This is a genomic window from Ruegeria sp. HKCCD7255 (assembly GCF_013031565.1).
In the GTDB taxonomy this organism is placed as follows: Bacteria; Pseudomonadota; Alphaproteobacteria; order Rhodobacterales; family Rhodobacteraceae; genus Ruegeria.
This window is the reverse complement of sequence record NZ_WQAG01000003.1, coordinates 416,891-440,864: the sequence shown is the minus strand read 5'-3', so window position 1 is coordinate 440,864 and position 23,974 is coordinate 416,891. Positions and strand designations below refer to the sequence as shown.

23 protein-coding genes, 2 tRNA genes and 3 pseudogenes are annotated in these 23,974 nt (G+C 58.0%); 14 read left to right on the top strand and 14 right to left on the bottom strand.

Annotation, left to right across the window (positions count from 1 at the left end; all coding sequences use genetic code 11):
- Window positions 1-9 precede the first annotated feature (9 nt).
- Together GOX45_RS08890 and GOX45_RS08885 are read left to right on the top strand one after the other, a co-directional pair.
- Window positions 10-582: an NUDIX domain-containing protein gene (locus GOX45_RS08890; RefSeq protein ID WP_171099999.1), complete on the top strand. Its 573-nt coding sequence runs from the start codon at window positions 10-12 to the stop codon at window positions 580-582.
- 548 nt (window positions 583-1,130) lie between these two features.
- A pseudogene (locus GOX45_RS08885) lies at window positions 1,131-1,822 on the top strand (IS6 family transposase).
- Between the two features lie 56 nt (window positions 1,823-1,878).
- Here the strand turns inward: GOX45_RS08885 and GOX45_RS08880 are convergent.
- The 4 genes from GOX45_RS08880 to GOX45_RS08865 form a co-directional block, all read right to left on the bottom strand.
- Window positions 1,879-2,895: a DUF2955 domain-containing protein gene (locus tag GOX45_RS08880; protein ID WP_171099997.1), complete on the bottom strand. Its 1,017-nt coding sequence runs from the start codon at window positions 2,893-2,895 to the stop codon at window positions 1,879-1,881.
- Window positions 2,885-3,949, bottom strand: a complete 1,065-nt coding sequence (locus tag GOX45_RS08875; RefSeq protein WP_171130339.1) for an HlyD family secretion protein — start codon at window positions 3,947-3,949, stop codon at window positions 2,885-2,887. The genes GOX45_RS08880 and GOX45_RS08875 overlap by 11 nt, the downstream gene beginning before the upstream one ends.
- The gene (locus GOX45_RS08870) at window positions 3,946-5,025 is read right to left on the bottom strand and encodes an AI-2E family transporter (RefSeq protein ID WP_171099993.1); all 1,080 of its coding nucleotides are present in this window, start codon (window positions 5,023-5,025) and stop codon (window positions 3,946-3,948) included. Before GOX45_RS08870 ends, GOX45_RS08875 begins: the two co-directional genes overlap by 4 nt.
- A gap of 187 nt (window positions 5,026-5,212) precedes the next feature.
- A complete protein-coding gene (locus GOX45_RS08865) occupies window positions 5,213-5,527 on the bottom strand; it encodes a potassium channel family protein (RefSeq protein ID WP_254430597.1) in 315 nt (104 codons plus the stop codon).
- A gap of 351 nt (window positions 5,528-5,878) precedes the next feature.
- On the opposite strand from GOX45_RS08865, the gene GOX45_RS08860 reads away from it, so the two are divergent.
- Window positions 5,879-8,521 (top strand): AsmA-like C-terminal region-containing protein, encoded by a 2,643-nt coding sequence (locus GOX45_RS08860; protein WP_171099991.1) that lies wholly within the window; start codon window positions 5,879-5,881, stop codon window positions 8,519-8,521.
- Window positions 8,522-8,577: 56 nt separating this feature from the next.
- On the opposite strand, the gene GOX45_RS08855 is transcribed toward GOX45_RS08860, so the two are convergent.
- Together GOX45_RS08855 and GOX45_RS08850 are read right to left on the bottom strand one after the other, a co-directional pair.
- Entirely contained in the window at window positions 8,578-9,327 is a 750-nt protein-coding gene (locus GOX45_RS08855) for an SUMF1/EgtB/PvdO family nonheme iron enzyme (RefSeq protein WP_171099989.1), read from the bottom strand.
- Between the two features lie 16 nt (window positions 9,328-9,343).
- Window positions 9,344-9,823 (bottom strand): annotated as a pseudogene (locus GOX45_RS08850) (nitrite reductase, copper-containing); the annotation flags it as partial.
- On the opposite strand from GOX45_RS08850, the pseudogene GOX45_RS08845 reads away from it, so the two are divergent.
- The 8 genes and pseudogenes from GOX45_RS08845 to GOX45_RS22065 form a co-directional block, all read left to right on the top strand.
- A pseudogene (locus GOX45_RS08845) lies at window positions 9,823-10,347 on the top strand (cbb3-type cytochrome c oxidase subunit I); the annotation flags it as partial. The pseudogenes GOX45_RS08850 and GOX45_RS08845 sit on opposite strands and share 1 nt — an antisense overlap.
- Before the next feature lie 3 nt (window positions 10,348-10,350).
- A complete protein-coding gene (locus GOX45_RS08840; RefSeq protein WP_171099987.1) occupies window positions 10,351-11,145 on the top strand; it encodes a CbbQ/NirQ/NorQ/GpvN family protein in 795 nt (264 codons plus the stop codon).
- A gap of 5 nt (window positions 11,146-11,150) precedes the next feature.
- Window positions 11,151-13,040, top strand: coding sequence for a nitric oxide reductase activation protein NorD (locus GOX45_RS08835; protein WP_171099985.1), 1,890 nt, complete (start codon window positions 11,151-11,153; stop codon window positions 13,038-13,040).
- Between the two features lies 1 nt (window position 13,041).
- Entirely contained in the window at window positions 13,042-13,224 is a 183-nt protein-coding gene (locus GOX45_RS08830; protein ID WP_171099983.1) for a protein NnrT, read from the top strand.
- Window positions 13,203-13,460: an NnrT protein gene (locus GOX45_RS08825; protein ID WP_254445961.1), complete on the top strand. Its 258-nt coding sequence runs from the start codon at window positions 13,203-13,205 to the stop codon at window positions 13,458-13,460. The genes GOX45_RS08830 and GOX45_RS08825 overlap by 22 nt, the downstream gene beginning before the upstream one ends.
- Before the next feature lie 70 nt (window positions 13,461-13,530).
- Entirely contained in the window at window positions 13,531-14,724 is a 1,194-nt protein-coding gene (locus GOX45_RS08820; protein ID WP_171099981.1) for an NnrS family protein, read from the top strand.
- A gap of 57 nt (window positions 14,725-14,781) precedes the next feature.
- Complete coding sequence (locus GOX45_RS22070) at window positions 14,782-14,901, top strand: hypothetical protein (RefSeq protein WP_371808966.1); 120 nt, start codon at window positions 14,782-14,784, stop codon at window positions 14,899-14,901.
- Entirely contained in the window at window positions 14,895-15,092 is a 198-nt protein-coding gene (locus GOX45_RS22065; protein WP_371808963.1) for a hypothetical protein, read from the top strand. The genes GOX45_RS22070 and GOX45_RS22065 overlap by 7 nt, the downstream gene beginning before the upstream one ends.
- 283 nt (window positions 15,093-15,375) lie before the next feature.
- On the opposite strand, the gene GOX45_RS08810 is transcribed toward GOX45_RS22065, so the two are convergent.
- Window positions 15,376-15,627: a hypothetical protein gene (locus GOX45_RS08810; protein WP_171099979.1), complete on the bottom strand. Its 252-nt coding sequence runs from the start codon at window positions 15,625-15,627 to the stop codon at window positions 15,376-15,378.
- A 697-nt stretch (window positions 15,628-16,324) separates the two neighbouring features.
- Here GOX45_RS08810 and GOX45_RS08805 point away from each other — a divergent pair.
- Window positions 16,325-16,858: an extensin family protein gene (locus GOX45_RS08805; protein ID WP_171099977.1), complete on the top strand. Its 534-nt coding sequence runs from the start codon at window positions 16,325-16,327 to the stop codon at window positions 16,856-16,858.
- A 10-nt stretch (window positions 16,859-16,868) separates the two neighbouring features.
- Here the strand turns inward: GOX45_RS08805 and GOX45_RS08800 are convergent.
- The 6 genes from GOX45_RS08800 to GOX45_RS08775 form a co-directional block, all read right to left on the bottom strand.
- Window positions 16,869-16,943 (bottom strand) — tRNA-Glu (locus GOX45_RS08800).
- A gap of 56 nt (window positions 16,944-16,999) precedes the next feature.
- Window positions 17,000-17,074: transfer RNA gene (locus GOX45_RS08795), tRNA-Glu, on the bottom strand.
- Between the two features lie 110 nt (window positions 17,075-17,184).
- A complete protein-coding gene (recJ, locus tag GOX45_RS08790; RefSeq protein ID WP_171099975.1) occupies window positions 17,185-18,927 on the bottom strand; it encodes a single-stranded-DNA-specific exonuclease RecJ in 1,743 nt (580 codons plus the stop codon).
- A 93-nt stretch (window positions 18,928-19,020) separates the two neighbouring features.
- Window positions 19,021-20,004: a class II fructose-bisphosphatase gene (gene glpX, locus GOX45_RS08785; RefSeq protein WP_171099973.1), complete on the bottom strand. Its 984-nt coding sequence runs from the start codon at window positions 20,002-20,004 to the stop codon at window positions 19,021-19,023.
- 71 nt (window positions 20,005-20,075) lie between these two features.
- Window positions 20,076-21,362 carry a homoserine dehydrogenase gene (locus tag GOX45_RS08780; protein WP_171099971.1) on the bottom strand — a complete coding sequence of 429 codons (1,287 nt, stop codon included), beginning with the start codon at window positions 21,360-21,362 and terminating at the stop codon, window positions 20,076-20,078.
- Between the two features lie 125 nt (window positions 21,363-21,487).
- Entirely contained in the window at window positions 21,488-21,736 is a 249-nt protein-coding gene (locus GOX45_RS08775; protein WP_171099969.1) for a hypothetical protein, read from the bottom strand.
- Between the two features lie 100 nt (window positions 21,737-21,836).
- Here GOX45_RS08775 and GOX45_RS08770 point away from each other — a divergent pair, with 100 nt between their 5' ends.
- Window positions 21,837-22,424 carry a TetR/AcrR family transcriptional regulator gene (locus tag GOX45_RS08770; RefSeq protein ID WP_171099967.1) on the top strand — a complete coding sequence of 196 codons (588 nt, stop codon included), beginning with the start codon at window positions 21,837-21,839 and terminating at the stop codon, window positions 22,422-22,424.
- 9 nt (window positions 22,425-22,433) lie between these two features.
- On the opposite strand, the gene GOX45_RS08765 is transcribed toward GOX45_RS08770, so the two are convergent.
- Window positions 22,434-23,345, bottom strand: coding sequence for a pirin family protein (locus GOX45_RS08765; protein WP_171099965.1), 912 nt, complete (start codon window positions 23,343-23,345; stop codon window positions 22,434-22,436).
- A gap of 148 nt (window positions 23,346-23,493) precedes the next feature.
- Here GOX45_RS08765 and GOX45_RS08760 point away from each other — a divergent pair, with 148 nt between their 5' ends.
- On the top strand, window positions 23,494-23,964 hold the full coding sequence (locus GOX45_RS08760) for a hypothetical protein (protein ID WP_171099963.1): 471 nt from the start codon (window positions 23,494-23,496) through the stop codon (window positions 23,962-23,964).
- The last annotated feature ends 10 nt before the right edge of the window (window positions 23,965-23,974 follow it).

The following is a 23,974-nucleotide window of genomic DNA, read 5'->3' as shown; positions in this document are numbered from 1 at the left end:
TAATTTTCTTTGGAACGATATTTGCGATTGCAGATCGATCGGCTGATCCTACTCAAACTCACTCTCATTCCAACTCCTTGCAATAACCGCCAAAGCAACGATAAGACTTCAAGTCGTAAAGCGGAGATTTCACTCGTTGGAGCTAAAATGAGCGTTGCGGAAGCGACCAATCTGCAAGGTGCGAAGATAGCCGTCATTTGTAATGACACGGTAGTAACCTACCTGAGAGACAACTTCGATCACATTCCTAATCCTAACCAGTGGGACTTACCTGGGGGTGTTCGCGAAGCTGGCGAAACTGCGCTAGATTGCGCGTTGCGGGAAACACAGGAGGAGTTCGGCGTATGTTTGTCGAAGAGCTCAGTTGTTTACGAAGCAACCTTTATTGCCCAAGCAGCAGCTAATCTGCCGAAACGCGAAGTTGCCTTTTTTGTTTGTATGGTTTCTCCGGACGTTGTTTCGATAATCGAATTTGGCGAAGAGGGACAGTGTTGGGAGATGATGCCAATTACAAAGTTTCTTACGCGCGACGATGCGGTGCCTGAATTGCAAGCTGCGTTTAAGACATTCTGGACGCGTTAATGTAATGGTGGGCGCTTTGTTCCGCTGGGCAAAATAGGGCCGCTTAGGGCTCGGAACAGACCTTCGCCGGCTTTTGATGGACGTCTGCATTGTCACGACTTGCAGGCGTCAAAGATTGTGAAATCGATGGCTTCCTTCTCAATGACCAGTCTCACTACCATTGGAGGTTGGCATGAGTTGTCGACGAATTTAGTTTACTGAGGACAATTGACTTCCCGAAGGCAGCGTATTGGACGAATGGAGCAAAACGCATATCGGCAGCGCTCCCAAATACCGATGCGATTTCAAACAACTTCAGGCTCACATGAACTCTAGCTGGACCGCAAATAGTGCGGTTTAAAGATGTGTTTGGGGGTGCGATTGGGGGTACGTTAGAAAACGTAGATAGTAATTATATTTATATACAAATATTTAGATCTTAATTGGGAAGACGTGTGGGGGCGCCATTTTCCCATATTTCAAAGTGCAGTGACATCCATCTAAGCCATGTAGGTCTTGTCAGCAGAACTTTGCTTGAGCGGGGCAGGGTGCTCTCGTAGCCTTCGCGTATGATTAAACAATCGCCATTCAAGTATTTCAAAACCAGCCCCGAGATCATCCGCCTTGCGGTGATGTTGCACCTCCGCTTCCCGCTGTCGCTTCGGATGTCGAAGATCTGTTGCACGAGCGAGGCATCGGCGCGAGCCACGAAACTGTCCAAATTTGGTGGAACAGGTTACGGCCGATGTTTGTTGCTGAAATCAGACGGAAGCGTGCGCGCATTCTCGAAATGGAAGTGGAACGTGGACGAGGTTTTCGTGAAGCTGAATGGCAAGCGGCATTATCTTTGGCGGGCTGTTGATCAGGAAGGCGAGGAACTGGAAGCCGTTGTCACCAAACGCCGAAACAAAGCTACGGCATTGAAATTACTCAAGAAATTGATGACGCGGCACGGTTGCGCCGAGGAGGTCGTCACAGATAGCTTCGCTTCCTATGAGGCTGCGCTCAGAGAAATGGGCGCGCTTGCAAAACAACAGACGGGCAGGTGGCTTACCAACCGCGTTGAGAATTCGCACCTCCCGTTTCGACGACGCGAACGCGCGATGCAGCGTTTCAGGCGCATGCGAAGTTTACAGAAATTCGCATCCGTTCATTCCTCGGTCTACAACCAGTTCAACCGGGAAGGATCGCTAACCGAGACGCCTTCAAGCAGACACGCAGCGCTGCTCTTGCCGAGTGGCGTCAACTTTGGTCCGGATAGGTTCGCGGTTTCTACGGCACACTGAGACTGGTTCGAATTCGTCTGACAGCACCCTGTCAGGTGCTTGCCGAAGTCTGCCGTTTCTTTTCCGGCCAGAACTCATCCACCACGACATAAGCAACGATCACGAAGATCGCGGCACTGGCGACTTGCAGAACGCGCGTGATGCTTTTGACGTCGGCCTCATCCGAAAACGGAGAAATCGATCCACCATAGACGATCAGCACCGTTGTCAGGGCCGAGCCGGCCGCCGCGGCGAGCGAAGCTTGAGATTTTCCGAGCGCCCCAAGCGTTATACAGACGAAAAAGCAAAGCAGAACGGGTGTCAGAATAATAGGGGCGATGACGTTGATTTCGTAACAAAGGATGGATACTGCCGCACCAAGCAGGTTTGCCGTTAGCATTGCCTTTGCCACGGTTTTGCCCGCCGCAGGCATCGCCGCCAACTGCTGGCTGAGAAGCGCAACAAAGAACAGAACCAGCAACGCCGACGCGCCGGACACAAAAAATACCAAAGCAAATGGAACCGTGACAAGCGACATTCTGACGATCCGGCGATACGGATCAAAGTCTGGTGGGGACGCAAGTTTTTTCTCGGTCGCTGTCTGGGGGGCGGCTGGTATCACCACAAACATCAGTGTCGAAACAAAGCCTGCAAACAGCAGGTTCAGTGGGATCCAGAATACAAGCACCAAGGCCAGATCCTGCGATTGAAGCACAAGGTTGGGGATCATCAATGCCCCCATCAGGGCGATGACCCCCGGTAAAACACCTGCGCCGGAAATCGACCAAATGAACGACAAGATAATCCCCATGGCCACCAGAATGAGGAAAACCAGCGGATAAGGCGCGAAGGTCGATGACAGTAGGAAGGAAATGAACATCAACCCAATTGAGAACACAAACAACTTCGCGAAGGCAGCCAATGGCAGTGCGGCTGGGGCCTGAAGAAACAGGGCGGTGAACACGGCCCCGACAATGGACAGAGGCCACCCCAGAAACAGGCCCAGTGCGAAGACGCTAGTTACACCTAGCGCTAGTCTGTGTACTGCGCGCCGATCTTCAGTACGCATAAGACAGGATCGAAACCACGCGAATGTAGGCGCGGCCCACCGCGTTCAGCAGAGAGCTGTCGCTAAGGTACATGATCACGTCGGCTTGCCCGTTGAGCTGAAAGCGCAGGTCATCCTCAGCGCTTCCGGCCTCGTAGCCCGGCAGCACGATACGTACCGGAAAGCGCTCGGGTTCGCGAAGAAACCCCTTGGTGCTTGGTGGGCTGGCCAACTGTCCGGGTGTGTCGCCACCGCTTAGGGAAACGGCTGCGCTGAAGCTTTCGATGACGCCTGGGACAATTTTGCCGGGATGCATGTCCAGCACCACATCCACGGGAGATCCAACCGACGCCCGGCCCAGGTTGTTTTCGGTGAAATACGCCTCGATCCAGATATCCGTCGCATCCAGGAAGGTCAGCAGGTCCTGCCCGGACCGGGCATAGGTTCCGGGTGCGATCAGCAGGTTAGAGATCACGCCTGTCGCCGGGGCGCGCAGTTCAGTCCATTCAAGGTTAAGCTCTGCATCCGCCAACGCGGCTAACGCGCGCTGAATCTTGGGGTTTTCAATTCCTTCGTCACCCAACCGCTGCTTGGCCTTTTCCAGATCTGCTACGGCGTTTTCAAAATTCGCCTCGGATTCGGCCAGTTGACCTCGCGCATCGTCTGCTTTCGAGACGGCAATCAATCCTTTCTTTTCAAGTGCAAAAACGCGTTCTGTTTGGATGCGCATGGTGTCCAGATCACTCTGCGCCCTAGCCAGTTTGGCCTGAGCGGCGCTTACTTCTGCCGACGAGGCGCCAACCTCTTGGGTTGCTGCTTCCAGGTCTGCTTCGGCTTTGTCGCGATCAATTTCGTACGGTCTTGGGTCGATACGAACCAGAAGATCACCGGCCGAGACGACCTGACCATTTTCGACCAAAACCTCGATCACAGTTCCGGTGACTTGCGGGACGATCTGGGTTGCCACGGCCTTGACCCTGGCATTTCCGGTAAATGGCGTTTTTCGATCAGCAACCAGATACCAGACGAGAAGAATCATTATGACGGCTAGGGTCGTCCATATCGTCTTCCTCATTGCGCCGCTCCGTCCGCAGCGTCATGACCGTCCGGCGTGGCATCGATCCAAACCTTGAACAGCTCGTAAAAAACGGCAAACAGAACCGGTCCCATGAAAATGCCGATCAGTCCATAAGCCATCATACCGCCGAGAACACCGATCAGGATCACCAGCATAGGCGTTTCTAGGCCCTTTGAGATGAAGACGGGCCGCAGGAAGCTGTCCATTATCGTTGTGGGAATGGCGAGAATGGTGAATGCCAGGGCCGCGCCGCCTGACACAGAACTCCACGCGTAGATGATAACCGGCAAAAGAACCAATCCCGGCCCGATCTGGATGATCGAGAGGATCAGGCAGATAAACGCCAGAGTCGCAGCGGATGAAATCCCAAACAGCGACAGCAAAATCCAGACAACCACGGCCTGAATGGCAGCAACACCGATGACACCCTTGGTCACATTCCGGATCGTCGCACCCGCCAGCGTCACGAACTCGCCACCTCGCGGCGCGAATACCCGGTTGGCAAAGCGCTGAAGGCCTTGAACCAAATTCGGGCCGGGGCCGAACATGCCCCCCATGATCAACACCGAAAGTGCAAGACCCAACAGTCCGATTCCGATGCCCAGTACCTTTCCGAACAGCGACTTGGTGATCTCAAGAATCTGCGCCCCGTATTTTGCGAGCGCACCATCCAGGTTCCGTTCAAACAACCCCCAGACTTCTGCAATTCTTTCTCCGATCAGGGGCAAGTCCTTGATGCTGTCCGGGGCAGGTGGAATTTTCAATTCGCCGCTGTCAGCCTGTTCGGCAAACTCGGACCCAAGTTCAGCAGCCCCCGACACCGCAGTGGCAACCGGCCCCAAGGTCAGCACAAGACCCAGCAAAACCAGTATCGTTGCGGCCAGAGACTTTCGTCCGCCCAGCTTGGACTGCAGCCAATCGAATACCGGGTAAAGCGCTACACAAAGGATTGTGGCCCAGATCACCACGCTCGCCAACGGGGCGACCATTACCAATGCGCTGTAAAGAAATACCCCGAGAAAGAGCAAACGTATCGCAAGGTCGACGATCTTGGCGTCCTGTGTCTTTTCCATTCCATCCCTCCGTTACTTTGGCAACAATACACTCAAAAAAACTAATATGAATATCTTTTGTGAATTCCGGGCTTTGGTCGTAGTTAGGACCCTTGCGTCGCCTTGGATGGCGATCAGCCTAATCATCTAGAACCCAACCGTCAGGCGATCTTGCAGCACTTGAGTTTTTTGGCGTTTTTGTCGGTGACTATTCGTCGTCCTGAGATAGGATTGTGTTTGCGATTGTGGTCGCCGCGGCCACAAAGATGCCCAGACCTACGATGATGTAGACCATCGTAAAGATCTTCCCCGCCGCAGTCTGAGGGGAAAAATCACCGAAACCTACGGTCGAGATTGTCACGACAGAAAAGTAGATGGAATCTAACCAACTCCAGCCTTCAACATAGTGATAGAAAACAGATGCCCAGAGGACCATTCCAAGTGTGAAAGCAAGCAGGCTTTTGACCCGGCCGTCCCGCAAGGCGGCACCTATTCCCCGTGTAATTCTTGTCAGTGAGTTCATTGGTCCCTCATATATTTGAATTATCATATATCATTAACTTTATGGTATGAGAAACCGGCACTTGCTGCCCGCCAGAACCGTTAGAAAGATCGTGCATAGAATGACTTTTCGTTATCGAAATGTCCCGATAGGGCAGGTGTTACCGATATTTGGTGCGAGACTGCCCGGCATGACGACATCGCAGGTGTTTATGCGGACTGAAGTTGTTTCCTGTTTGATCAAGTCACTGGAAATTGGCAGCTTATCCTTCAGGCGCGCGCAGTGCTCAGGGCATCAGCAGAGCCGCGTATTGAAGTGTCGCACGTGGAATTGGCCTGGCCACACAGTGCTTCGAGACCAAAGGAGTAGAACGTGCGTTTGATATTCAACGGCATTTTGATTTGCTGCGCGATCGCGTTTGTTGCTGTTTTGGCGGCTTGGCTGTTTCTGTCCTCGGCGTTGTTTTCTTCGCTTAGGACCGGTTTCGTTGAAAACCTGATCTCCAAGAAACTTGGTCAGGACGTTTTGATTGAGGACGAAGTGCGTTTGGACTTTGGTCGGCAACTGCAGGTCTCGGCAGCGGGGCTGGTGCTTCCCGGTTCGTCTGGGGTAGACGCGAATCTGGCGGCCATCGACGCGATTGAGTTTCAAATCTCGGCCCGCGATCTTTGGAACAGCAAGCTGTCGCTCAGCAACCTTTCCATATCGGGTGTTCACCTGAATCTGATCACCGACAAAGACGGAAACGCGAACTGGCAGTCGCTTTCCATGGCGGACCCCCAAAAGTCTGGGAATTCTCAGGACCCTTCTGTCGGTGGAGTTTTGGCGGATCGTCGAATTGACCTGACGGACGCCACCATTCTGTACCAGAACGACCTGAACGGACTTGATCTGGATCTGCAACTCGAGGACCTGGTGCTGGCGCGTGACGAGGGAACGAATACGGCATCGGCGGTTGGGACAGGATCGTTAAACGGTGAAACATTTGACCTGAATGGGACATTCCCTGCAGAAAACCCGTTTCAGATGGCGATGGATTTCGAGCAGATATCGATTGCGGCTGAACAGATCCCCCAAGAGAACGGGTTACAGGTCAAGGCGACTGTGGAGGTTGCAGAACTCGGACAGCTACTGGACGCACTGAAACTTAACCGTGTGTTGGAAGGGGCGGGTAGTGTCGCGGCAACCTTCAAAATGGCTGATGGCGTCGCCCGGATTGATGATCTGAGCGTGTGGGCTGAATTGGACGGCGGGCAAAGCCTTTCGCTGACGGGCCAAATCGGAGAGTTGGGGAACCCCGCAGATGTGTCGCTGACGACCCGCATTCGGCTTTACCCCGAAGATGCGGAACCGGCCCCTGCGGCATCTCGCTATGATCTCAAGCTAATTGCGGTTGACATGGTCATGGACAGCGTGCCGGGGCAGGTGCCTCAGCGGCAAATGGTTATCAAAACCAACGGTTTTACCTTGGAAACCGCTGGTGAAGGGCCGCCGCCGATCAAATTTTCGGAACTTTCCAGAACGGCCGACGGTAATTTGCGGGTCGGAAACATAAACCTGCGCATCGGAAACCCGGCTGATCCATTTATCATTCTGAATGGATCAGTTGATAACGCGCTGCAATTGCAAGGCGTATCAGCCGAAGGCCAGATCGATATTCCCGCGAGCAGCTTGATTTCGCCCGAACTCATGGGGCCAGACGATCAGCTGGGTCGGTTTTTGGGTGACTTTCATTTGAACGGGAACATCAATCAACTTTCGCTGACCAACCTTGATGGCAAGACGAGCGAAACGGATGTCTGGTCCCTTGAGGTGCACGGCACGGTCAAGAATGTCCTCAAATTCGAAAACCTGGATCTGGCAATCGATGTCGACGTTCCGTCCGGTGCAGACCTGTTGGCCGCATTGTCGCTGGACCCGGTTGAAACGGGGCGGGCGCGCTTTGGGATCGATTTGGTGAGCGAAGGCACCGATTGGAACGCAAACGCCAGTGTCGAACTCGCCGAGTCCGTACTGCGCATAGAGGCCGATCTTGATGATGCGACAAGCGATCCAGTGCTGCGGGGCACGATTGAAAGTGACCTGATCAAGATCGATCAACTTCGTGACATCGTTCAGGCCGCCGCGCAACTGAGAAAACTCGGCGGCTCAGCGGAGGATGTCGAAGACGCCAGTGGCGAAGCAGATGAACCCGGCGCATTGAGGGATGTGACGCTGAAACCCATCGGACGTTCCATTCTTCTGTCGGGTATTGATATGGATGTTGATATTGACCTTCGGCATATCGAAGGCGCCAAAGGTATCAGCAGCTTGCAGAGTGAACTGACACTCAACAAAGAGGAATTGCGCGCAGGCCCGCTGGCATTTGAATACGGTGGGGCCCAGTTTGATTTGAGCGGGCAGATTGATCTCTCTGACGAGGCTCATCTGCTGACCCTATCCGGCAAGGCCGGTGGTTGGCAGTTGGACGACATCCTTCACAACCTGAACTTCAAAAAGGGTGCAAGTGGCACGATCTATGCGGATTTTTCGGTGACCGGAGGAACCGATTCCGCCAGACACTTTGCCAGTACCATGAGCGGCAGTGCCACGGTTTCTATGCGCGACGGGTCAATCGAGACACAGTTGTTGGACCTGGCGGGGCTGGGCGTTTTGCCCTGGGTTTTCTCCAAGGAAAAGCAGAAGGTTGCGCCAATCGTATGTATGCGCGCCCCCCTTAGCATTTCCAACGGCACCATTACGACCAAGCAAACCACATTGGAAACGGATCAGGTGCAAGTCGTCGTCTTCGGCGGTGTTAACATTGCCGACAAGGCCCTGGACCTGAACCTGCAACCGCGCAAAATCGGCGAGCCGCTTTCGCGCAGCCCGTGGCCGGTCACGTTAAAAGGCCCGCTGACCAAGCCGAACGTCAAGGTAAAGGACGGGCCAAAACGGCTCAAACGATCGGACGGTGCGGATCAAATGCCGACACAGCGGAAGCAGTGCATCCCAGATATCCTGCAATTGAAGTAGCGGTGCGGTCGGACCATCAGTAGGGCGAAGACAATCGCATAGGGCGCGTCAGATGCTCAAACCGCTTCGTCACTGATCAGGCGCATCCCGAGGTGGGCCGGCGGCGTTCCGACAGCGCAACCTCCACGTGCGGGATCCCTGACCAAATAAGACATCGCTGCCAAGTGCTCTCCACCCACGAAGAACGCCGGGCAACGATCAGGAGCGGTGCCACCATCCAGTCCATCGTAGCATTCCATTGTCCATTCCCAGACGCTGCCGTCGAGATCGATGACGCCTTCGGGGGATGCAGAAAAGCTGCCTTGAGGCTTGAGCGCTCGTGGGGCCAAACCCTCAATGAGATAGCTGGATGCCCAGGTTAATGACGGGTCCGTAAAGATAGGATCGGGTTTCTCGGGAAGAACCGCGGCGGCCATCGAGCTCCATTCATCAGCTGTCGGCAGCCGGAAATCGTGGCGGCTTCTTTTGTTGATCCAAGAGACATACTGCTGAACGTCCACATAGCTCAGCCCGGTTGCCGGTGTTGTAGCAGGGTCCTGGTCAGGTCGTGCGCGCAAGGTCAGCTCACAGCCACCTTCGTCGGCGCATCTGTTCCATTCGGTTACGGTGACTTCATACTTTTGCACGTAGACCGAACGCCCATCCGGCAAATTGACGGCCCGCTCGGCCATCGCGGGCAAATAGGCTGGATCCGGGCCGCGCTGCATGAGCGCGACCCAGACGATGCTTGCCGCCGCAATACCCAAGATGGCGAAACGAAGGGACGTCTTACCAAGTCTTGCTTCTGAGTTTGCGGCGACCGACATCGGTCCTCCTCCTCTCTTAGGTCTCGAAACTGCGCGGAGCGACAACCTGCTCCATCAGCGCATTGTCCCACTGACCTTCGACCACCACGTGAGCGGTCGCACCGAGCATCACACCCTCGATGAGGTTGTGGTTCACGTAGGCATAAACACCCGGTTGTTCGAAGGTGTACATCGCCGCGACCGCACTGCCGCCCCGCACGAACCAGGTTTCCATGTCCTGCAAAGGCGGGTCAGTGAACGAGCTTTCCCAGACATAGTTGCCGTGCCCGCCGATCAGATGCGGACGGGAGTCGCGGTTCGCCTGGTTGTGAACCATCAGCACGGTCTCGCCGACCTTCGCTTTGATCGCGCCTTCTCCGGTCAGAGCGCCCACGGCACCGTTGAACACCGAATGGGTCGGGATCAGACCGGGCATCACCTCAAGACTGTCGGCATAGTCGTCGCCTGCCGCCTCATAGGTGCGATAGTCGCCGTTTTCGTCCTTGGGCAGGTAATAAGGGCCGCAAAAACCACCCAAACAAGGCCGCGCTCTTGTGGTCTCTTGGGTCCAGCACCGTCGCGTTCTTCGGCGCTGGCGTCTGGGGCTTCCTACACACACTGCATGGGGTCAACTTTTACAGCCACGGCACGCAGATCACCGCCGCACACGGGCACCTGGCATTTTTCGGAGCCTATGTGGCGCTCAATATCGCGGTATTCACCTATGCGATGCCGATGCTGCGGGAACGTGCGCCTTACAACCAGGTGCTGAACATGGCGTCTTTCTGGCTGATGACCGGTGGCATGGCCTTCATGACCTTCGTGCTGACCTTTGCAGGCACCATCCAGACGCATATGCAGCGGGTGATCGGCGAATACTACATGACGGCGCAGGACGATCTGGCGATCTTCTACCTGATGCGGTTCGCCGCCGGTGCGGCGGTCGTTCTGGGCGCGCTCCTTTTCATTTACTCGATGCTGGTGGTGCGCAAGGACGAAATCATCGAACCCGGCCCCGCCAACCCTGTGCCAGGAGAGTAGGTCATGAACATGCAAACCACGCCAACCCTGCCTTTCTATCAACCGACGGGTCGCGAATGCGACCTGTTCGAAACGGCACATGATAATGGTTTGCCCCTTCTTCTGAAGGGGCAAACCGGCTGCGGAAAGACGCGCTTTGTCGAACATATGGCGGAGCGTCTGGGCAAACCGCTTTACACCGTCGCCTGCCATGACGATCTGTCAGCCGCAGACCTCATCGGGCGGTATCTTCTGAAAGGCGGAGAAACTGTCTGGGTCGATGGCCCCCTGACCCGGGCCGTACGAGAGGGTGGCATCTGCTACCTTGATGAGGTGGTTGAGGCCCGCAAGGACGTCACTGTCGTTCTGCACCCGCTTACGGACACCCGTCGCACGCTGATGATCGACCGCACGGGCGAGGAGCTCGCGGCACCCGCGTCGTTCATGCTGGTGGCCAGCTACAATCCCGGCTACCAGAACGTGCTTAAGCGGTTGAAACCCTCGACCCGACAGCGGTTTCTGTCGATCAGCTTCGATTTCCCCGATGCAGAGACAGAGATTGCGGTGGTTGCATCCGAGAGCCGACTGGAGCCGGGGCGTGTCGCGCCGTTAGTCCGTCTGGCAGGCCACATCCGCAACCTCAGCGGCATGGACCTAGAGGAAGGCGTTTCAACCCGCCTTCTGATCTACGCCGCGACGCTGATGGCCGGCGGTATGGGGGTAACCCAGGCGCTGGAGGCGGCAGTCATCGAACCATTGAGCGACGAGCCGGATGTACAGCAATCGCTGCGCGATCTGGTCAGTACGATCTACGGGTGACGATGATGCAACGGCGCGACCTCATGGAACCTGAAGAGACGGTCGGAAACATCTGGCACGACATGGCCAGCGGGATCGGGGCTGGCGTCACATACCCCGAAGCGGGGATCACGCTGGCCTCGGTCCGACCCAGCCTTGCCGTTCTCTTCCGCGCGCTCGGCGGCGCACCGGGGGTCGAACTGGCCGAGGTTGCACCAAGCATCGTGCAGCATCGGCAGGTCATGCGCCGCAAGCTCGGGGCCGAGCGGGATCGCGAATGGATGGCCCGCTTCGATGGCGAACGGCTGGCATTACCACCCGTCATGGAAGCCTTCCCCAACCCAGACCTGAACCGTGCCGCCTTTTTCTGGCTGACCGCACTCGCTGCTGTGACCGAGGTCGACGCACTTGATCCGGGAGCGTCCGGCCCCATGCGGGATTGCGCCTACATTCGCGCGAATGCAGCGGCCGCGGAGAAGGCTTTTATTGCCTGCCCCGGATTACGCGACCGCTATGTCGCTATGGCCAAGTTCTGTGCCGAGGCTCGGACAAACATGCACCGCTCTGCGCAAGAGGCCGCAATGGAACAGGCTATCCGCGACCAGCTGTGCGGCCAGAGGCCCGCACTTGATACTATTGACGCTGACGCTCGCAGCTACATGCCCTGCGCGCCTGTCCCCATATGGCTGCGCTTTGTACGCCCGGGCACGGGCGGTCAGGCTGCCGACGATGCCGAGGCCGATACCGCCGCGCCGGCACCCAACGCCGCTCTCAGCAACCGCAAGCTGGGCGAGCGCAAGGATCAGGATCAGCAAAACCGCAAGGACAGCTTCATCATTCACCGGTTTGAATCGATCCTGTCATGGGTCGAGTCGATGAACATCAACCGCAGCGTCGATGACGACGATGACGAAAACGCACGGAGGGCGGCCGACGATCAGGACCGGATCACACTGTCGAAACAGGACCGGAAGGTCGCCACGCGGCTGCGCCTGCATCTCGACCTGTCGCCGGCTGATGCCGATCACGAAGCTCTGGCGGGCAAGCATACCTATCCAGAATGGAACCATCGGTCACGCAGCTACATGGAAGATCACTGCCGGGTGCTCGATGCACCGATTGTGGCCGGTGGGGAAACCTACACACCCAACGAACGCCATATCCGTGAAGTCCGCCGCCAGTTCGAGGCCCTGCGCCCGCGCCGCATATTGCAACCGCGCCAGATCGATGGGACAGAGCTGGACCTTGACGCTGTGCTGACCGCACGTGCCGACATGGTGGCGACCGGGCGCGGATCGGATCGTATATGGCAGTCCGCGCGGCAAATGGATCGCGACGTGTCAGTTGCTTTCCTGATCGACACGTCGCGGTCCACCGAAGCGGCGATCGGCGATGCTTGCGTCATCGACGTGGCCCGTGACACGTTGGCGGCTTTGGCCGCCGGGATCGACGCGGCGGGCGACCGCTGCGGTATCTGGGGCTTTTCATCATTGCGCCGTGACCGAGTGTTCCTGACCCGCTGCAAGGGCTTCGAAGACCCGATGTCACCGGCGATCACCGCCAATATCGGCGCATTGAAACCCGGCCACTACACCCGGCTTGGTGCCGCGATCCGCCACGTCAGCGCGCAATTGGCCGAGGAACCGAGCGTCCGTAAGCTGCTGATCGTGCTGACAGATGGCAAACCCAACGATCTGGACCACTACGAAGGCCAGCGCGGGATCGAAGACAGCCACATGGCCGTGCGCGAGGCTCGTGCAGCGGGCCAGAGCCTGCATGGTGTTGTAATCGACGAAGACGGGCAGGACTGGTTCGCGCGCATCTTCGGGCGCGGTGGGTTTGCCCTTCTGCCTAATCCCGAACGCCTGCTGCGCGCGCTGCCTGACGTCTACAGAACACTGACACAGGAGACCTGATATGCGCTTCTTTCTTCCCCTCACCGGCGTCTTTGTCCTCGCAGGCTCGCGCCTCTTCGCGGACGGCTTCGACCGGCCGATCCCACAGGCGCAATCCGCTACGGCGGAATTCTGGTACGCCATGGCCTGCATCACGCTTGTGCTGAGCATGGTGGCGGTACAATGGTTGGTGTCGCGCAGATGACACGGGCGGGCTGGTCCACAACCAAAATCGCGGTTGCGCTATACCCGTTCGGTGCGGGCGCGGCGGCGGTCAATGTGTTCTTTGCCTCACTGATCTTCAGTTGGGTAGGCGGACCCGTGCTACCCACCAGCTTGTCGGTCCCCATTGGCGCAATCGTCGGTGTGCCTGTGACATGGTACTTTGCGCGGCACATCCGCCATCTGATGGATGTCGCGGATGAAAAGGCAGAGGTATGAGACTGCAACGGACCCGCGCCGCGGACGGCAGAGTTTCAATGCACAACAGTTCGCAAGCGGGAGCTCTATGATGGCTCAGACATCTGCAGAACAAATGCGCCGTTGGCTGGGGCCCGCTCTGTTCAGTTTCGGGTTTCGACCCTTTTTCCTCTTTGGAGCGGTCTGGGTCATTGTCGCCATGAGTCTTTGGCTGGCTATTCTGGCGGGAATACTCGACTTGCCGACCCGCTTTGACCGTGGGTCCTGGCACGCCCATGAGTTTCTGTTCGGCTATCTTGGCGCGGTGCTCGCCGGGTTCCTGCTGACAGCCGTGCCCAACTGGACCGGAAGGTTGCCGATCGTTGGCTGGCCCTTGGCGGGACTCTTTGCGCTATGGTGCGCCGGGCGCGGGGCCATCCTGTTCTCCCAGGTATTGCCGCCCCTGATCGCTCCCGCAATCGACCTCTTATTTCCCGTCGCGCTTGGCGGTCTGATCCTGCGAGAGATCATTGCAGGCAAGAATTGGCGCAATCTGATCGTGCTGAGCCTGCTAGCCGTCTTTACGCTGGCCAATGCGCTGTTTCACTTTGAGGTGCTTGTCGGTGAATATGCGGCGCAGGGCTATGGACTTCGGTTGGGCCTGGCGACAGCTGTGATGATGATCGCCGTTATCGGTGGGCGGATCATCCCGTCCTTTACCCGCAACTGGCTGGTGCGCGAACAGCATAGCGCACGTCCTACACCGCCGATGCAGCGCTTCGACAAGGCCACCTTGTTGCTGAGCCTGCCGATCCTGGCGATCTGGACGCTTCGGCCCTTTACGGCAAGCACCGGGCTCTGCCTGCTGGTGTTGGGCATTTTGCATCTGATGCGGCTGGCCCGGTGGCAAGGGCACCACACGCTGAGCGAGCCTTTGTTGTTTGTCCTGCATGCGTCCTATGTGTTCATTCCCCTGGGTGCCTTGGCGCTTGGCCTGGATCAGATCTTGAGCAATCCGGGCACCGCGGGGGCACAGCATCTGTGGATGGCAGGTGCCATCGGGGCGATGACACTCGCGGTCATGACCCGAGCCACACTGGGCCATACAGGCCGCGCATTGACGGCGGGCAAGGCCACGGTTGCAATGTTTCTGTGCATCTTTGTAGCAGCTCTGATGCGGTTCCTGACCCCGCTTCACCAGGGCCTGAGCACCCTTTCCGGCATGTTCTGGCTGCTGGCCTTCGGGGGGTTTGTTCTTGTCTATGGTCCGATGCTGCTGCGGCCAAAGGGAGTCCAAAGCACGTGACCGGGGCAGGCTTCATCGGCAATTTTTGCCTCGTTTTTGTCGACGCACTCGATCCCGGTGCGGCCCGCGATAAAGTCGCGCATCGTTGCCCAGGTCGGTCCGCTCGGGTTTGCCGTCGGCCACTCGATCCTGTCGCTTGCAATGCTGGCATTGCTTATCTGGGCGCCCGAGTGCTGATCAACCGCCGCAAGAAACGGGAGATGGGATCGGATCAGTGGCATCGATTGAACGAAATCGTTGCAGAGACTCCGGTTCTCGGAGGACCGGCGTCTTGGTTTGGCGACATGGCCCGACTTGTACTCGGCGTCGTCCTGTTTGCTGCCCTGATCGTCCTGCACCCCATTGTCATCGGTGTGTCGGCGCTGTGAACTTCGCAGCGATCTTCGCTTTGTCCGGTCGCTCAGGGCGCTCATGAGTAACGCAGGCCCTTTGAGACATGTTGATCAAATACTGAAGCAATGATGTGGGTGAGAGGCTGACGCTCGGGCAAAAATCGCGATGCATGATCCATTCTTTTTGACGAAACAAGCGAAGCGGCCTTCAATTTCAGAAAGCTGGGGTATCAGGGCCGCTGCACGGCGTCCGAATTCAGGCCTCATATCCTCCAGATCCAGAGCGAAGGTGCACATCAGACGCTCAATCGCGCGTGCATTAGGGCGATCTGATTGGCGTCATCTCTGCCCCGGTGAACTTCTCCGCCGCCAGCGCCGTTAGCGTATACCGCGTCATATCATCTGGCAGAGCGTCCTCGTCGATCAACTTCTGCCGTCTTGAGACCCAAGGCATATGCGCATAGCCGTGTAGCGCAACGCGGTCCGGCTCGAAAGTCAGAACCTTGTCAATCGTACCGTCATTTCGTTGCTGTCGCGCGCCGATCTGATTTTGCCAAAATCCGCTACGCATTTACTGCCGGAATCCTTTTCGCCGCGACTAGCATCAATGACCCGTTTCGTTGCCGCGCAGCAGGGCACTCACCGCGATCAACCGACGTGAAAACAGGCACTTTTCCAAGCAGAATGAGTCCCTGGCTGGTCCGTTCCGGGTGTTACTTGGCGGCACTCGTTTTGTCAGATTGTCGGTGCAGGGAAATGTCTAAAAAAGTAACAATCGGTGAGCTTCTTGGTGTTTTCGTTTGTGTATGGAAAAACCGATAGTGAGAAAAAACGCGCCCTTTGTTGCGAGGGGATAAACAATTGTCGCACCGGTGGGGGAAAATACTCGGCAGCGTGCCGAGCCGTGGTATGTTCGGGGGGCGGTGGACGCAGGGGAAGGCTTTGATCAATCCGGTGGCGCATGGATCCGCGATAGATTTGTGATTTGAATAGCCTGAGGGCGAGGTGCCCGCTTTGTCCGAGAACGGAGAGAATGGTTGACGTGTTTATTGGTTCTTTTGTTTGTTCTCTGCGCCAGCACGGTAAACGCAACCCCGGGATGTGAAGAAGACGCCTTGAGCCAGGCACGCACTCCCTTTGAATTGCCAGCAGATCTTGAGGAAATCCCAGAAGAAGAAGTGGTTGCCCCAAGGAAAGAGCTCACATCCTCTCCAAGGCCACGGCTACGTCCGTGCAGATTTCGTAAATTTGAGGTCGAAATCGAAAGGATGAATGATCGTGGTGCGATCTGCGGAGACTGGACCATAATTGGCGAAACCCGAAAGCCGTTTAAAGGCAGATACCCAGGCTGCGGCATCGTTGAACCTGTGCGTATCCGCGCTGTATCTGGGATACTGCTCAGCCAGTTTGCGACATTGGATTGCCCGACCGCGATCACGCTCAAGGCATGGCTTGAGAACACCGCCAAACCGGCCTTTGCAGATCAAGGCGGTGGCCTGAAGGGGCTACGACTGGCTGGTCACTATGCGTGCAAGACACAGAACAACCAGCCACGCGCGCGGCTTTCAGCCCATGCGCAGGGTCGGGCCATCGATATCTCATCCTTCATCTTGATGGATGGCACTATCATTACGGTTCAGGACGGATGGGCGGATGAGGACACCAAGGACGTGATGCGAGAACTGCACGCAGGCGCCTGCGGTGTGTTCGGCACGGTGCTTGGCCCTGATGCCGACCGGTTTCATGCCGGTCATTTTCATTTCGACACAACGCGCCGCAGAAATGGATCTTACTGTCGATAGGGTGCGGAAATGGTAGCCCGTAGGGGAATCGAACCCCTCTTTCCAGGTTGAAAACCTGGCGTCCTAACCGATAGACGAACGGGCCATTTTGGCGGATGCGCAGCCAAAAGTTGTCTCACTGGCGCAAAAGCAAAAACAAGGTGGTAGCCCGTAGGGGAATCGAACCCCTCTTTCCAGGTTGAAAACCTGGCGTCCTAACCGATAGACGAACGGGCCACGCGGCCTTGTGGAGGGCCTTTTACGGATTAGCCGCCCCCCCCGCAAGCCGAAAAGTGCCAGATGGAACAACTTTTTTGGGCCTTTCCAGGCGTCGTTGCACAGTGGGTTTATTGCGCTGGTGCCGCGTCTTCCAACCGCAGCTGAACGTTCTGGCGTCCACCCCAGCTGTTGATCTCAAGCCTGCCGGCGAAATGGAAGCGTGCACCGCCGTGATTGCTCAGCTTTTCGCCCAAAGGCCCGTCAAAAGCACCAAAGGCGATCGCGTCGAGGCCTGCACCCAGCCCATCGGATAAAGACAGCTTTAAATGTGTCTCACCCACCCGTTTGGCAAACCGCACCTGCAGGTCGGGCAGGGCATAGCGCGGGGCAGGGGCTCCGGCACCAAAGGGGCCTGCCTGTTCGATCTGCTCGATCAGATCAACCGTTGCGGCCCGAGGCATCAGTGCGCCGTCCAGCTTCAGATCTGCGGGGCCGCCTTTGCCTGCGCCTTGTTTTGCCAAAAGCTCGGATAGCCGTGCCATGGCTGGTTCCAATTTGTCTCGCATCACGGTCAGGCCTGCGGCCATCTTATGGCCGCCGCCTTTGACCAGCAGGCCCTCGGCGGCAAGCTTTTGGATCGACGCGCCCAGATCGACACCAGACACCGACCGGCCCGAGCCCTTGCCTTCGTCACCGTCAAATCCGATGACAATGGCCGGACGATTGGCTGTCTCTTTCAAGCGAGAGGCCACTATCCCCACAACGCCGGCATGCCATCCTTCCCCGGCGGCCCAGACCAGCGGTGCCTCCAGCCCGCGCGCCTCGGCTTGTTCCAGTGCTGCGGCGCGGACCGCGTTCTCGATTTCGCGACGTTCGGTATTCAGCGCATCCAGCCTTTCCGACAAGGCCTGCGCCTCGTGCAGCGAATCCGTGCTGAGCAAGCGCGCCCCCAGATCGGCCTGTCCGATGCGGCCACCGGCGTTGACGCGCGGGCCCAACAGGAACCCCAGATGGTAAGAACTTGGCGCGGTGTCCATGCGCGCAACATCCGACAGGGCAACCAGACCCGGCCTTTGCCGCTGGGCCATCACTTTCAAGCCCTGCCGTACAAGCGCCCGGTTGGCCTCGATCAACGGGGCCACATCGGCCACCGTGGCCAGCGCGACCAGATCCAGTAGGGCCATCAGATCCGGCCCCTTGGCGCCTTCGGCCCGCAATTGCCGCCCGGCCTCGACCAGCATCAAAAACACGACCCCGGCAGCGCAGAGATAGCCCAGATCGCCGCTTTCATCCTGCCGGTTGGGGTTCACCACCGCAACGCAATCGGGCAGAGTCTCGCCTCCCAAATGGTGGTCGAGCACAATTACATCCGCACCTTTGGCGGCTGCAATCGGTTCATGGCTGAGCGTCCCGCAGTCAACGCAGATGATCAGATCATGCACGCGGACCAGCTCCTGCATCGCGGGAACATTGGGGCCATAGCCCTCATCAATGCGGTCAGGCACATAGAGTGTCGCCTGCACCCCCATCTGCCGCAACCACACCAGCAGCAACGCGGCCGAGCTGCCACCATCCACGTCGTAATCCGCAAAAACCGCGATCCGTTGGCGCTGCTTTACAGCGGCAAGGAATCGCGCGGCCGCTGCCTCCATATCTTTCATCTCACGTGGATCTGGCAGCAGCTCTTTGAGCTTGGGGTCCAGAAATCCGCGCGCCTCGGCCACCGGGACACCACGGCGCGCCAGCACCTGGCAAACGGCACGGGGCAGGTCGGTCTGCTGCGCCATCATCTCAGCCGCGCGCTCGACCTCGGCCCCCGGGCCGACCCAACTGCGGCCTGTCAAGGATTGCTCAACCCCAAGAAAACTCATCGCGCCCCCCTCATGCGGCACAGCCGGACCTTTTCAGGCCCGGCCGCTTTATCTTTTCAAAAATACGCGCGCCGAAGGCAACGGCGCAAGCGGTTATGCTTCTTCGTGCGACCACATCGGTGTGCGGTAAGACATGCGGCGTACCGAACCAGTCTTCGAGCGCATCAGCAGCGTTGTGGTCTCGACCCAGCCGGGCTCGCGTTTGATGCGCGGCAGCAATGAGCCTCCGGTCACGCCGGTGGCGGCAAAGATCACATCCGCGGTCACCATTTCATCGCGAGAATAGATCCGGTCCAGATCGGTGATCCCGGCCTTGTTGGCACGGCCCCGTTCGTCATCATTGCGGAAGAGCAAGCGGCCAAAGATCTGCCCGCCCATGCATTTCAACGCAGCTGCGGCCAGTACGCCTTCGGGCGCGCCGCCTTGGCCCATATACATGTCAATGCCTGTTACTTCGCTTTCGGCGCAATGCATGACGCCAGCGACGTCCCCGTCGGTGATCAGGCGGATCGACGCGCCGGTCTCGCGCACCTCTGCGATCATCGCCTCGTGCCGGGGGCGTTCGAGGATACAGACGGTGATATCGGCAGGTTGGCAACCCTTTGCATTGGCAAGAGCTTCCACCCGTTCGCGCGGGCTCATGTCCAGCGTCACGACACCTTCGTCAAATCCCGGACCAATGGCCAGCTTGTCCATATAGACATCGGGGGCGTGCAGCATTGACCCGCGCGGGCCCATCGCGATGACGGTCAGCGCGTTGGGCATGTCTTTGGCGGTCAGGGTGGTGCCTTCCAGCGGGTCCAGAGCGATATCCACGCCCGGGCCATTCCCGGTGCCGACCTCTTCGCCAATGTAAAGCATAGGCGCCTCGTCGCGCTCACCTTCACCGATGACAACCACACCGGCGATGTCCAAAAGGTTCAACTGCTCGCGCATGGCGTTCACCGCGGCCTGATCGGCCGCTTTCTCATCCCCACGGCCCACCAGCGAGGCCGAGGCCAGCGCAGCTTGTTCGGCCACCCGAGCCAGTCCCAGAGACAATAGGCGGTCGTTGAAATCGATCTTGGCAGCGCTCATGTTGCGTAATCCTTTGGGCAGTGAAAGCGTTCTATTGGGCATAGCCTGCCGTCACGGCAGGCCGCAAGGGGTTAGACCTGCTCGATGCGCAGTGCGACCGGGGTGCCAGCGACCACATCGGTGCCGCTCAGCCCGCTCAGGGCATGATCCAGCGTGGCGCGCGTGGTCTTGTGGGTCACGATCAGTACCGGCGCGGTGCTTTCGGTATGCGCATATTGGCGCATTCGGTCGATCGAGACACCTGCATCGCCCAAAATCGCGGCCACTTTGGCCAAAGCGCCGGGTTTGTCCAGCAATCCAAGCCGCAGGTAATACGGGGCGGGCAGACCGGTCACCGCCGGGCTTGCGGCCTCAAGCGACGTTGCCGGGCGTCCAAAGGTCGAGATCCTAAGGCCACGTGCCAGGTCACAGACATCACCCATCACGGCGCTGGCTGTGGGGCCTTCTCCCGCGCCGGGACCGCGCAGCACAACCTGTTCGATGGCGTCACCTTCGATCACGACCATGTTCGTGCCGCCCTCCAGCTGCCCCAAAGGCGAGTCGCTGGGCACCAGGCACGGCTGCATCCGCTGCTCCAGCCCGCGCGCGGTACGTTGCGCGACACCCAGCAGCTTGATGCGGTAACCCATATCTTCGGCCTGATCGATGTCGTCCAGGCTGATCTGCTGAATGCCTTCGATCTGGATCCCGTCGAAATTTGGCTTCGTGCCAAACGCAATTGAAGACAGCAGAGCCAGCTTGTGCGCCGCGTCGATGCCGCCCACATCGAGGTTGGGGTCAGCTTCCAGATAGCCAAGCTCGGCACATTCATCAAACAGCGCGTTATAGCCCTGCCGCTGCGACTGCATGCGCGTCAGGATATAGTTGCAGGTGCCGTTCATCACGCCCATGACGCGCGTGATTTCGTTGCCAGCAAGCCCCTCGGTCAGCGATTTTATCACCGGGATGCCCCCAGCAACTGCCGCCTCAAATCGGATCACCCGACCGGCGGCTTCGGCCTTTTCGGCCAGTTCTTGCCCGTGGATCGCCAGTAGTGCCTTATTGGCCGTGACCACATCCTTGCCACTGGCCAGAGCGGCCTCGACCGAGGCTTTGGCGGGGCCGTTCTCGCCTCCCATCAACTCGACATAGACATCGATATCGTCGCGCTGGGCCAGCGCAATCGGGTCGGTTTCCCACGCAAAGTCCCGCAAGCTGACACCCCGGTCCTTGTTGGGATCGCGTGCGCAGACGGCTGTGATTTCAATCGGGCGACCCGTGCGTGTTTCCAGCAAGTCGGCATGGCGACGGATAATCTTGACCACGCCAATGCCCACGGTTCCCAATCCGGCTATTCCAAGCCGCAGCGCCTGTGTCATTCGCAAGGGTCCTTTCCACTCGAACGCACCCGTTGGTGCGTTAAATCAGTTGTCGGCTGCCTTAGCGGGTTCGGGGAAAGGGTGCAATCCGTCATGGCGAGCACCGCGCCGAAAGGCGCGTTGGCCTAGTTGATTTCTGCGTTTTGCAAAGCGTCTGCCCGTTCCGTCAGCGCTTCTGCCCGCGCGTTCAGGTCTTCTTCAACCTCGGCGGCTTCACTGACGGGATCTGCAGGCGGGCCAAGCGCTTCTGACAATGGGATCAGCTTCGGGTAGGGCGCTTTGCGCAGAGCAGGCCCTTCACTGCCTTCAAGCTCTGGGATATCAGCGCAGGCGGCACAGATCAAAAGACCCAAGATCAACGGTAGCGGTTTCATAAACGATCCAAAGCTCGCATCATCACAAATGTGATGCACCTTTTGCTGCGTCTGATCAAGCGGGCTTCTATCTGAACATCTGTTCAGATATGCTTGCGCCATGGCACGTACTCAGGGCTCTCATTCCGGCATCACCGGCCCGCGCGTTCGCGAAGCGGCGGTATCACTGTTCGCGCAACACGGCTATGCCGCTGTTTCCATGCGCCAAATCGCGGGTGAGGTCGGCGTGCAGGCCGGGGCGCTGTATAACTATACCCCAGACAAGCAAAGCCTGCTCTTTGGTCTGATGCGGGATCATATGCAGGATGTGCTGGCCGCCTATGAACAGCTTGAACCTGCTAAAGATGCGCAAGAGGCGTTACGCCAATTTGTCGGGTTTCACATCCGCTATCACCTGCAAAGGCCGGATGAGGTCTTTATTGCCTATATGGAACTGCGCAACCTGACCCCAGAAAACTTTGCCGAGATCGAAACCCTGAGGCGTCGGTATGAAGACACGCTCGAAGCCATTTTGCGCCGGGGTCAGGACAGCGGGCAGTTTTCGGTGGCGGATACCAAGATCGCAACACTCGCCGTCATCGCCATGCTGAACGGTGTGATGACGTGGTACCGGGCAGGGGGGCGGCTTTCCCTGGATGAAGTCGAGCTTGTCTACTGGGACATGATCCGGAAATCTGTCGCCGCCTGATGTGCCCTGTCAGTGTGCGGGCCGGATGAACGTGCCGTTGCGCAACTCGCGAAAGGCTTGTTCCAGCTCGGCCCGGGTGTTCATCACGATCGGGCCGTGCCAGGCCACCGGCTCATCAATCGGCGCGCCTGAAATCAGTAGAAACCGCACACCTTCGGGTCCGGCCTGAACCGTGACTTCATCCCCGGTCCCAAACCGAACCAAGGTGCGATCCCCAGACATGTCGCGAATGTTGACTTCTTGCCCGGCAACTTCTTTCTCCAGCAAGACCCCGGTGGGCTGCGACGCGTCGGCAAAGGCCGCTTGACCCTGAAAAATATAGGCGAAGGCCCGCCGATAAGTATCTATACGGAAAGTCTTTTTCACACCTGCCGGGATCGAGATGTCGAGGTATTGTGGATCAGCCGCGATGCCATCAACAGGGCCTGTCTTGCCCCAGAACTCGCCCACGATCACGCGCACAATCGTGCCGTCATCATCAATGACTTCGGGAATGTCCTTGCTTTCCACATCCTGATAGCGCGGGGCTGTCATCTTTTGGCTTGAGGGCAGATTGCCCCAAAGCTGAAACCCGTGCATCTGACCGGCGGCGTTTCCTTTGGGCATTTCCTGATGCAAGATACCCGACCCGGCGGTCATCCACTGGACGTCGCCAGCCCCCAGACTGCCGTGATTGCCCAGCGAGTCGCTGTGATCCACCGTCCCGGACAGGACATAGGTGATGGTCTCGATCCCGCGATGGGGGTGCCACGGAAACCCGGCCTGATAATCCTCGGGCCGTTCGTTGCGAAAATCGTCGAACAGTAGGAACGGGTCCAGCTCGGACGGGTCCTGAAATCCGAAGGCCCGGTGCAGCTTGACGCCTGCGCCTTCCATGGTTGGCATCGCCTTACGTGTTTCAAGTGTTGGTCTAAGGGACATGACGGCCTCCTGTCAGATTGCACACATATCTATCTCTTGTTCGAAGCCAATCAATCCGCAGGAACACACTGGTTCTGTGCGCGAATGATCAAGCCTGTCCTTTGCGGTGCAAAGCGGATATGGAAAGCCGCGCAGTCAGGAGAAATTCATGCAAGAAGAAGTGCTGGCCACGGTCGACGCCTCGGCCCCGCGACGTTGGATCGGGGTTGTGATGCTGGTCGTCATATCGGTTTTGGTGATCTACGTCGCGCTGGCGACACCGCCCGAGCTGGCGTGGCAGGTCTTTTTGCTTGTCATAGGCGGGGCAACACTGTGGTTGGCTCAGCGTATGTGGTCGGCAACGGCAGATGGTCTTGAGTTGACTGCTACCGTATTGCGAACACGCTCGGGCCGCGTGATCTGCAGGATCGAAGATGTGGTGTCGGTGGATCGCGGAGTGTTTGCTTTCAAACCCTCGAACGGATTTCTGATCCGCGTTGCGACCTCAGAGGGCAACGCCTGGGCGCCCGGCCTGTGGTGGCGGCTGGGCAACCGTGTTGGCGTAGGGGGTGTGACCGCGGCTTCGAAGACCAAGTTCATGTCGGAACTGCTGACCGCGATGCTTTCGGAAAATGAATAGCACTGGCAAC

Bases quoted from the DNA above. Each gene is read 5' to 3' on its own strand.
- GOX45_RS08880 (WP_171099997.1), bottom strand. From the start codon at position 2,895: ATGCGTACTGAAGATCGGCGCGCAGTACACAGACTAGCGCTAGGTGTA.
- GOX45_RS08875 (WP_171130339.1), bottom strand. From the start codon at position 3,949: ATGAGGAAGACGATATGGACGACCCTAGCCGTCATAATGATTCTTCTC.
- GOX45_RS08870 (WP_171099993.1), bottom strand. From the start codon at position 5,025: ATGGAAAAGACACAGGACGCCAAGATCGTCGACCTTGCGATACGTTTG.
- GOX45_RS08865 (WP_254430597.1), bottom strand. From the start codon at position 5,527: ATGAACTCACTGACAAGAATTACACGGGGAATAGGTGCCGCCTTGCGG.
- GOX45_RS08855 (WP_171099989.1), bottom strand. From the start codon at position 9,327: ATGTCGGTCGCCGCAAACTCAGAAGCAAGACTTGGTAAGACGTCCCTT.
- GOX45_RS08840 (WP_171099987.1), top strand. From the start codon at position 10,351: ATGAACATGCAAACCACGCCAACCCTGCCTTTCTATCAACCGACGGGT.
- GOX45_RS08835 (WP_171099985.1), top strand. From the start codon at position 11,151: ATGCAACGGCGCGACCTCATGGAACCTGAAGAGACGGTCGGAAACATC.
- GOX45_RS08830 (WP_171099983.1), top strand. From the start codon at position 13,042: ATGCGCTTCTTTCTTCCCCTCACCGGCGTCTTTGTCCTCGCAGGCTCG.
- GOX45_RS08825 (WP_254445961.1), top strand. From the start codon at position 13,203: ATGGTTGGTGTCGCGCAGATGACACGGGCGGGCTGGTCCACAACCAAA.
- GOX45_RS08820 (WP_171099981.1), top strand. From the start codon at position 13,531: ATGGCTCAGACATCTGCAGAACAAATGCGCCGTTGGCTGGGGCCCGCT.
- GOX45_RS08810 (WP_171099979.1), bottom strand. From the start codon at position 15,627: ATGCGTAGCGGATTTTGGCAAAATCAGATCGGCGCGCGACAGCAACGA.
- GOX45_RS08805 (WP_171099977.1), top strand. From the start codon at position 16,325: ATGAATGATCGTGGTGCGATCTGCGGAGACTGGACCATAATTGGCGAA.
- recJ (WP_171099975.1), bottom strand. From the start codon at position 18,927: ATGAGTTTTCTTGGGGTTGAGCAATCCTTGACAGGCCGCAGTTGGGTC.
- glpX (WP_171099973.1), bottom strand. From the start codon at position 20,004: ATGAGCGCTGCCAAGATCGATTTCAACGACCGCCTATTGTCTCTGGGA.
- GOX45_RS08780 (WP_171099971.1), bottom strand. From the start codon at position 21,362: ATGACACAGGCGCTGCGGCTTGGAATAGCCGGATTGGGAACCGTGGGC.
- GOX45_RS08775 (WP_171099969.1), bottom strand. From the start codon at position 21,736: ATGAAACCGCTACCGTTGATCTTGGGTCTTTTGATCTGTGCCGCCTGC.
- GOX45_RS08770 (WP_171099967.1), top strand. From the start codon at position 21,837: ATGGCACGTACTCAGGGCTCTCATTCCGGCATCACCGGCCCGCGCGTT.
- GOX45_RS08765 (WP_171099965.1), bottom strand. From the start codon at position 23,345: ATGTCCCTTAGACCAACACTTGAAACACGTAAGGCGATGCCAACCATG.
- GOX45_RS08760 (WP_171099963.1), top strand. From the start codon at position 23,494: ATGCAAGAAGAAGTGCTGGCCACGGTCGACGCCTCGGCCCCGCGACGT.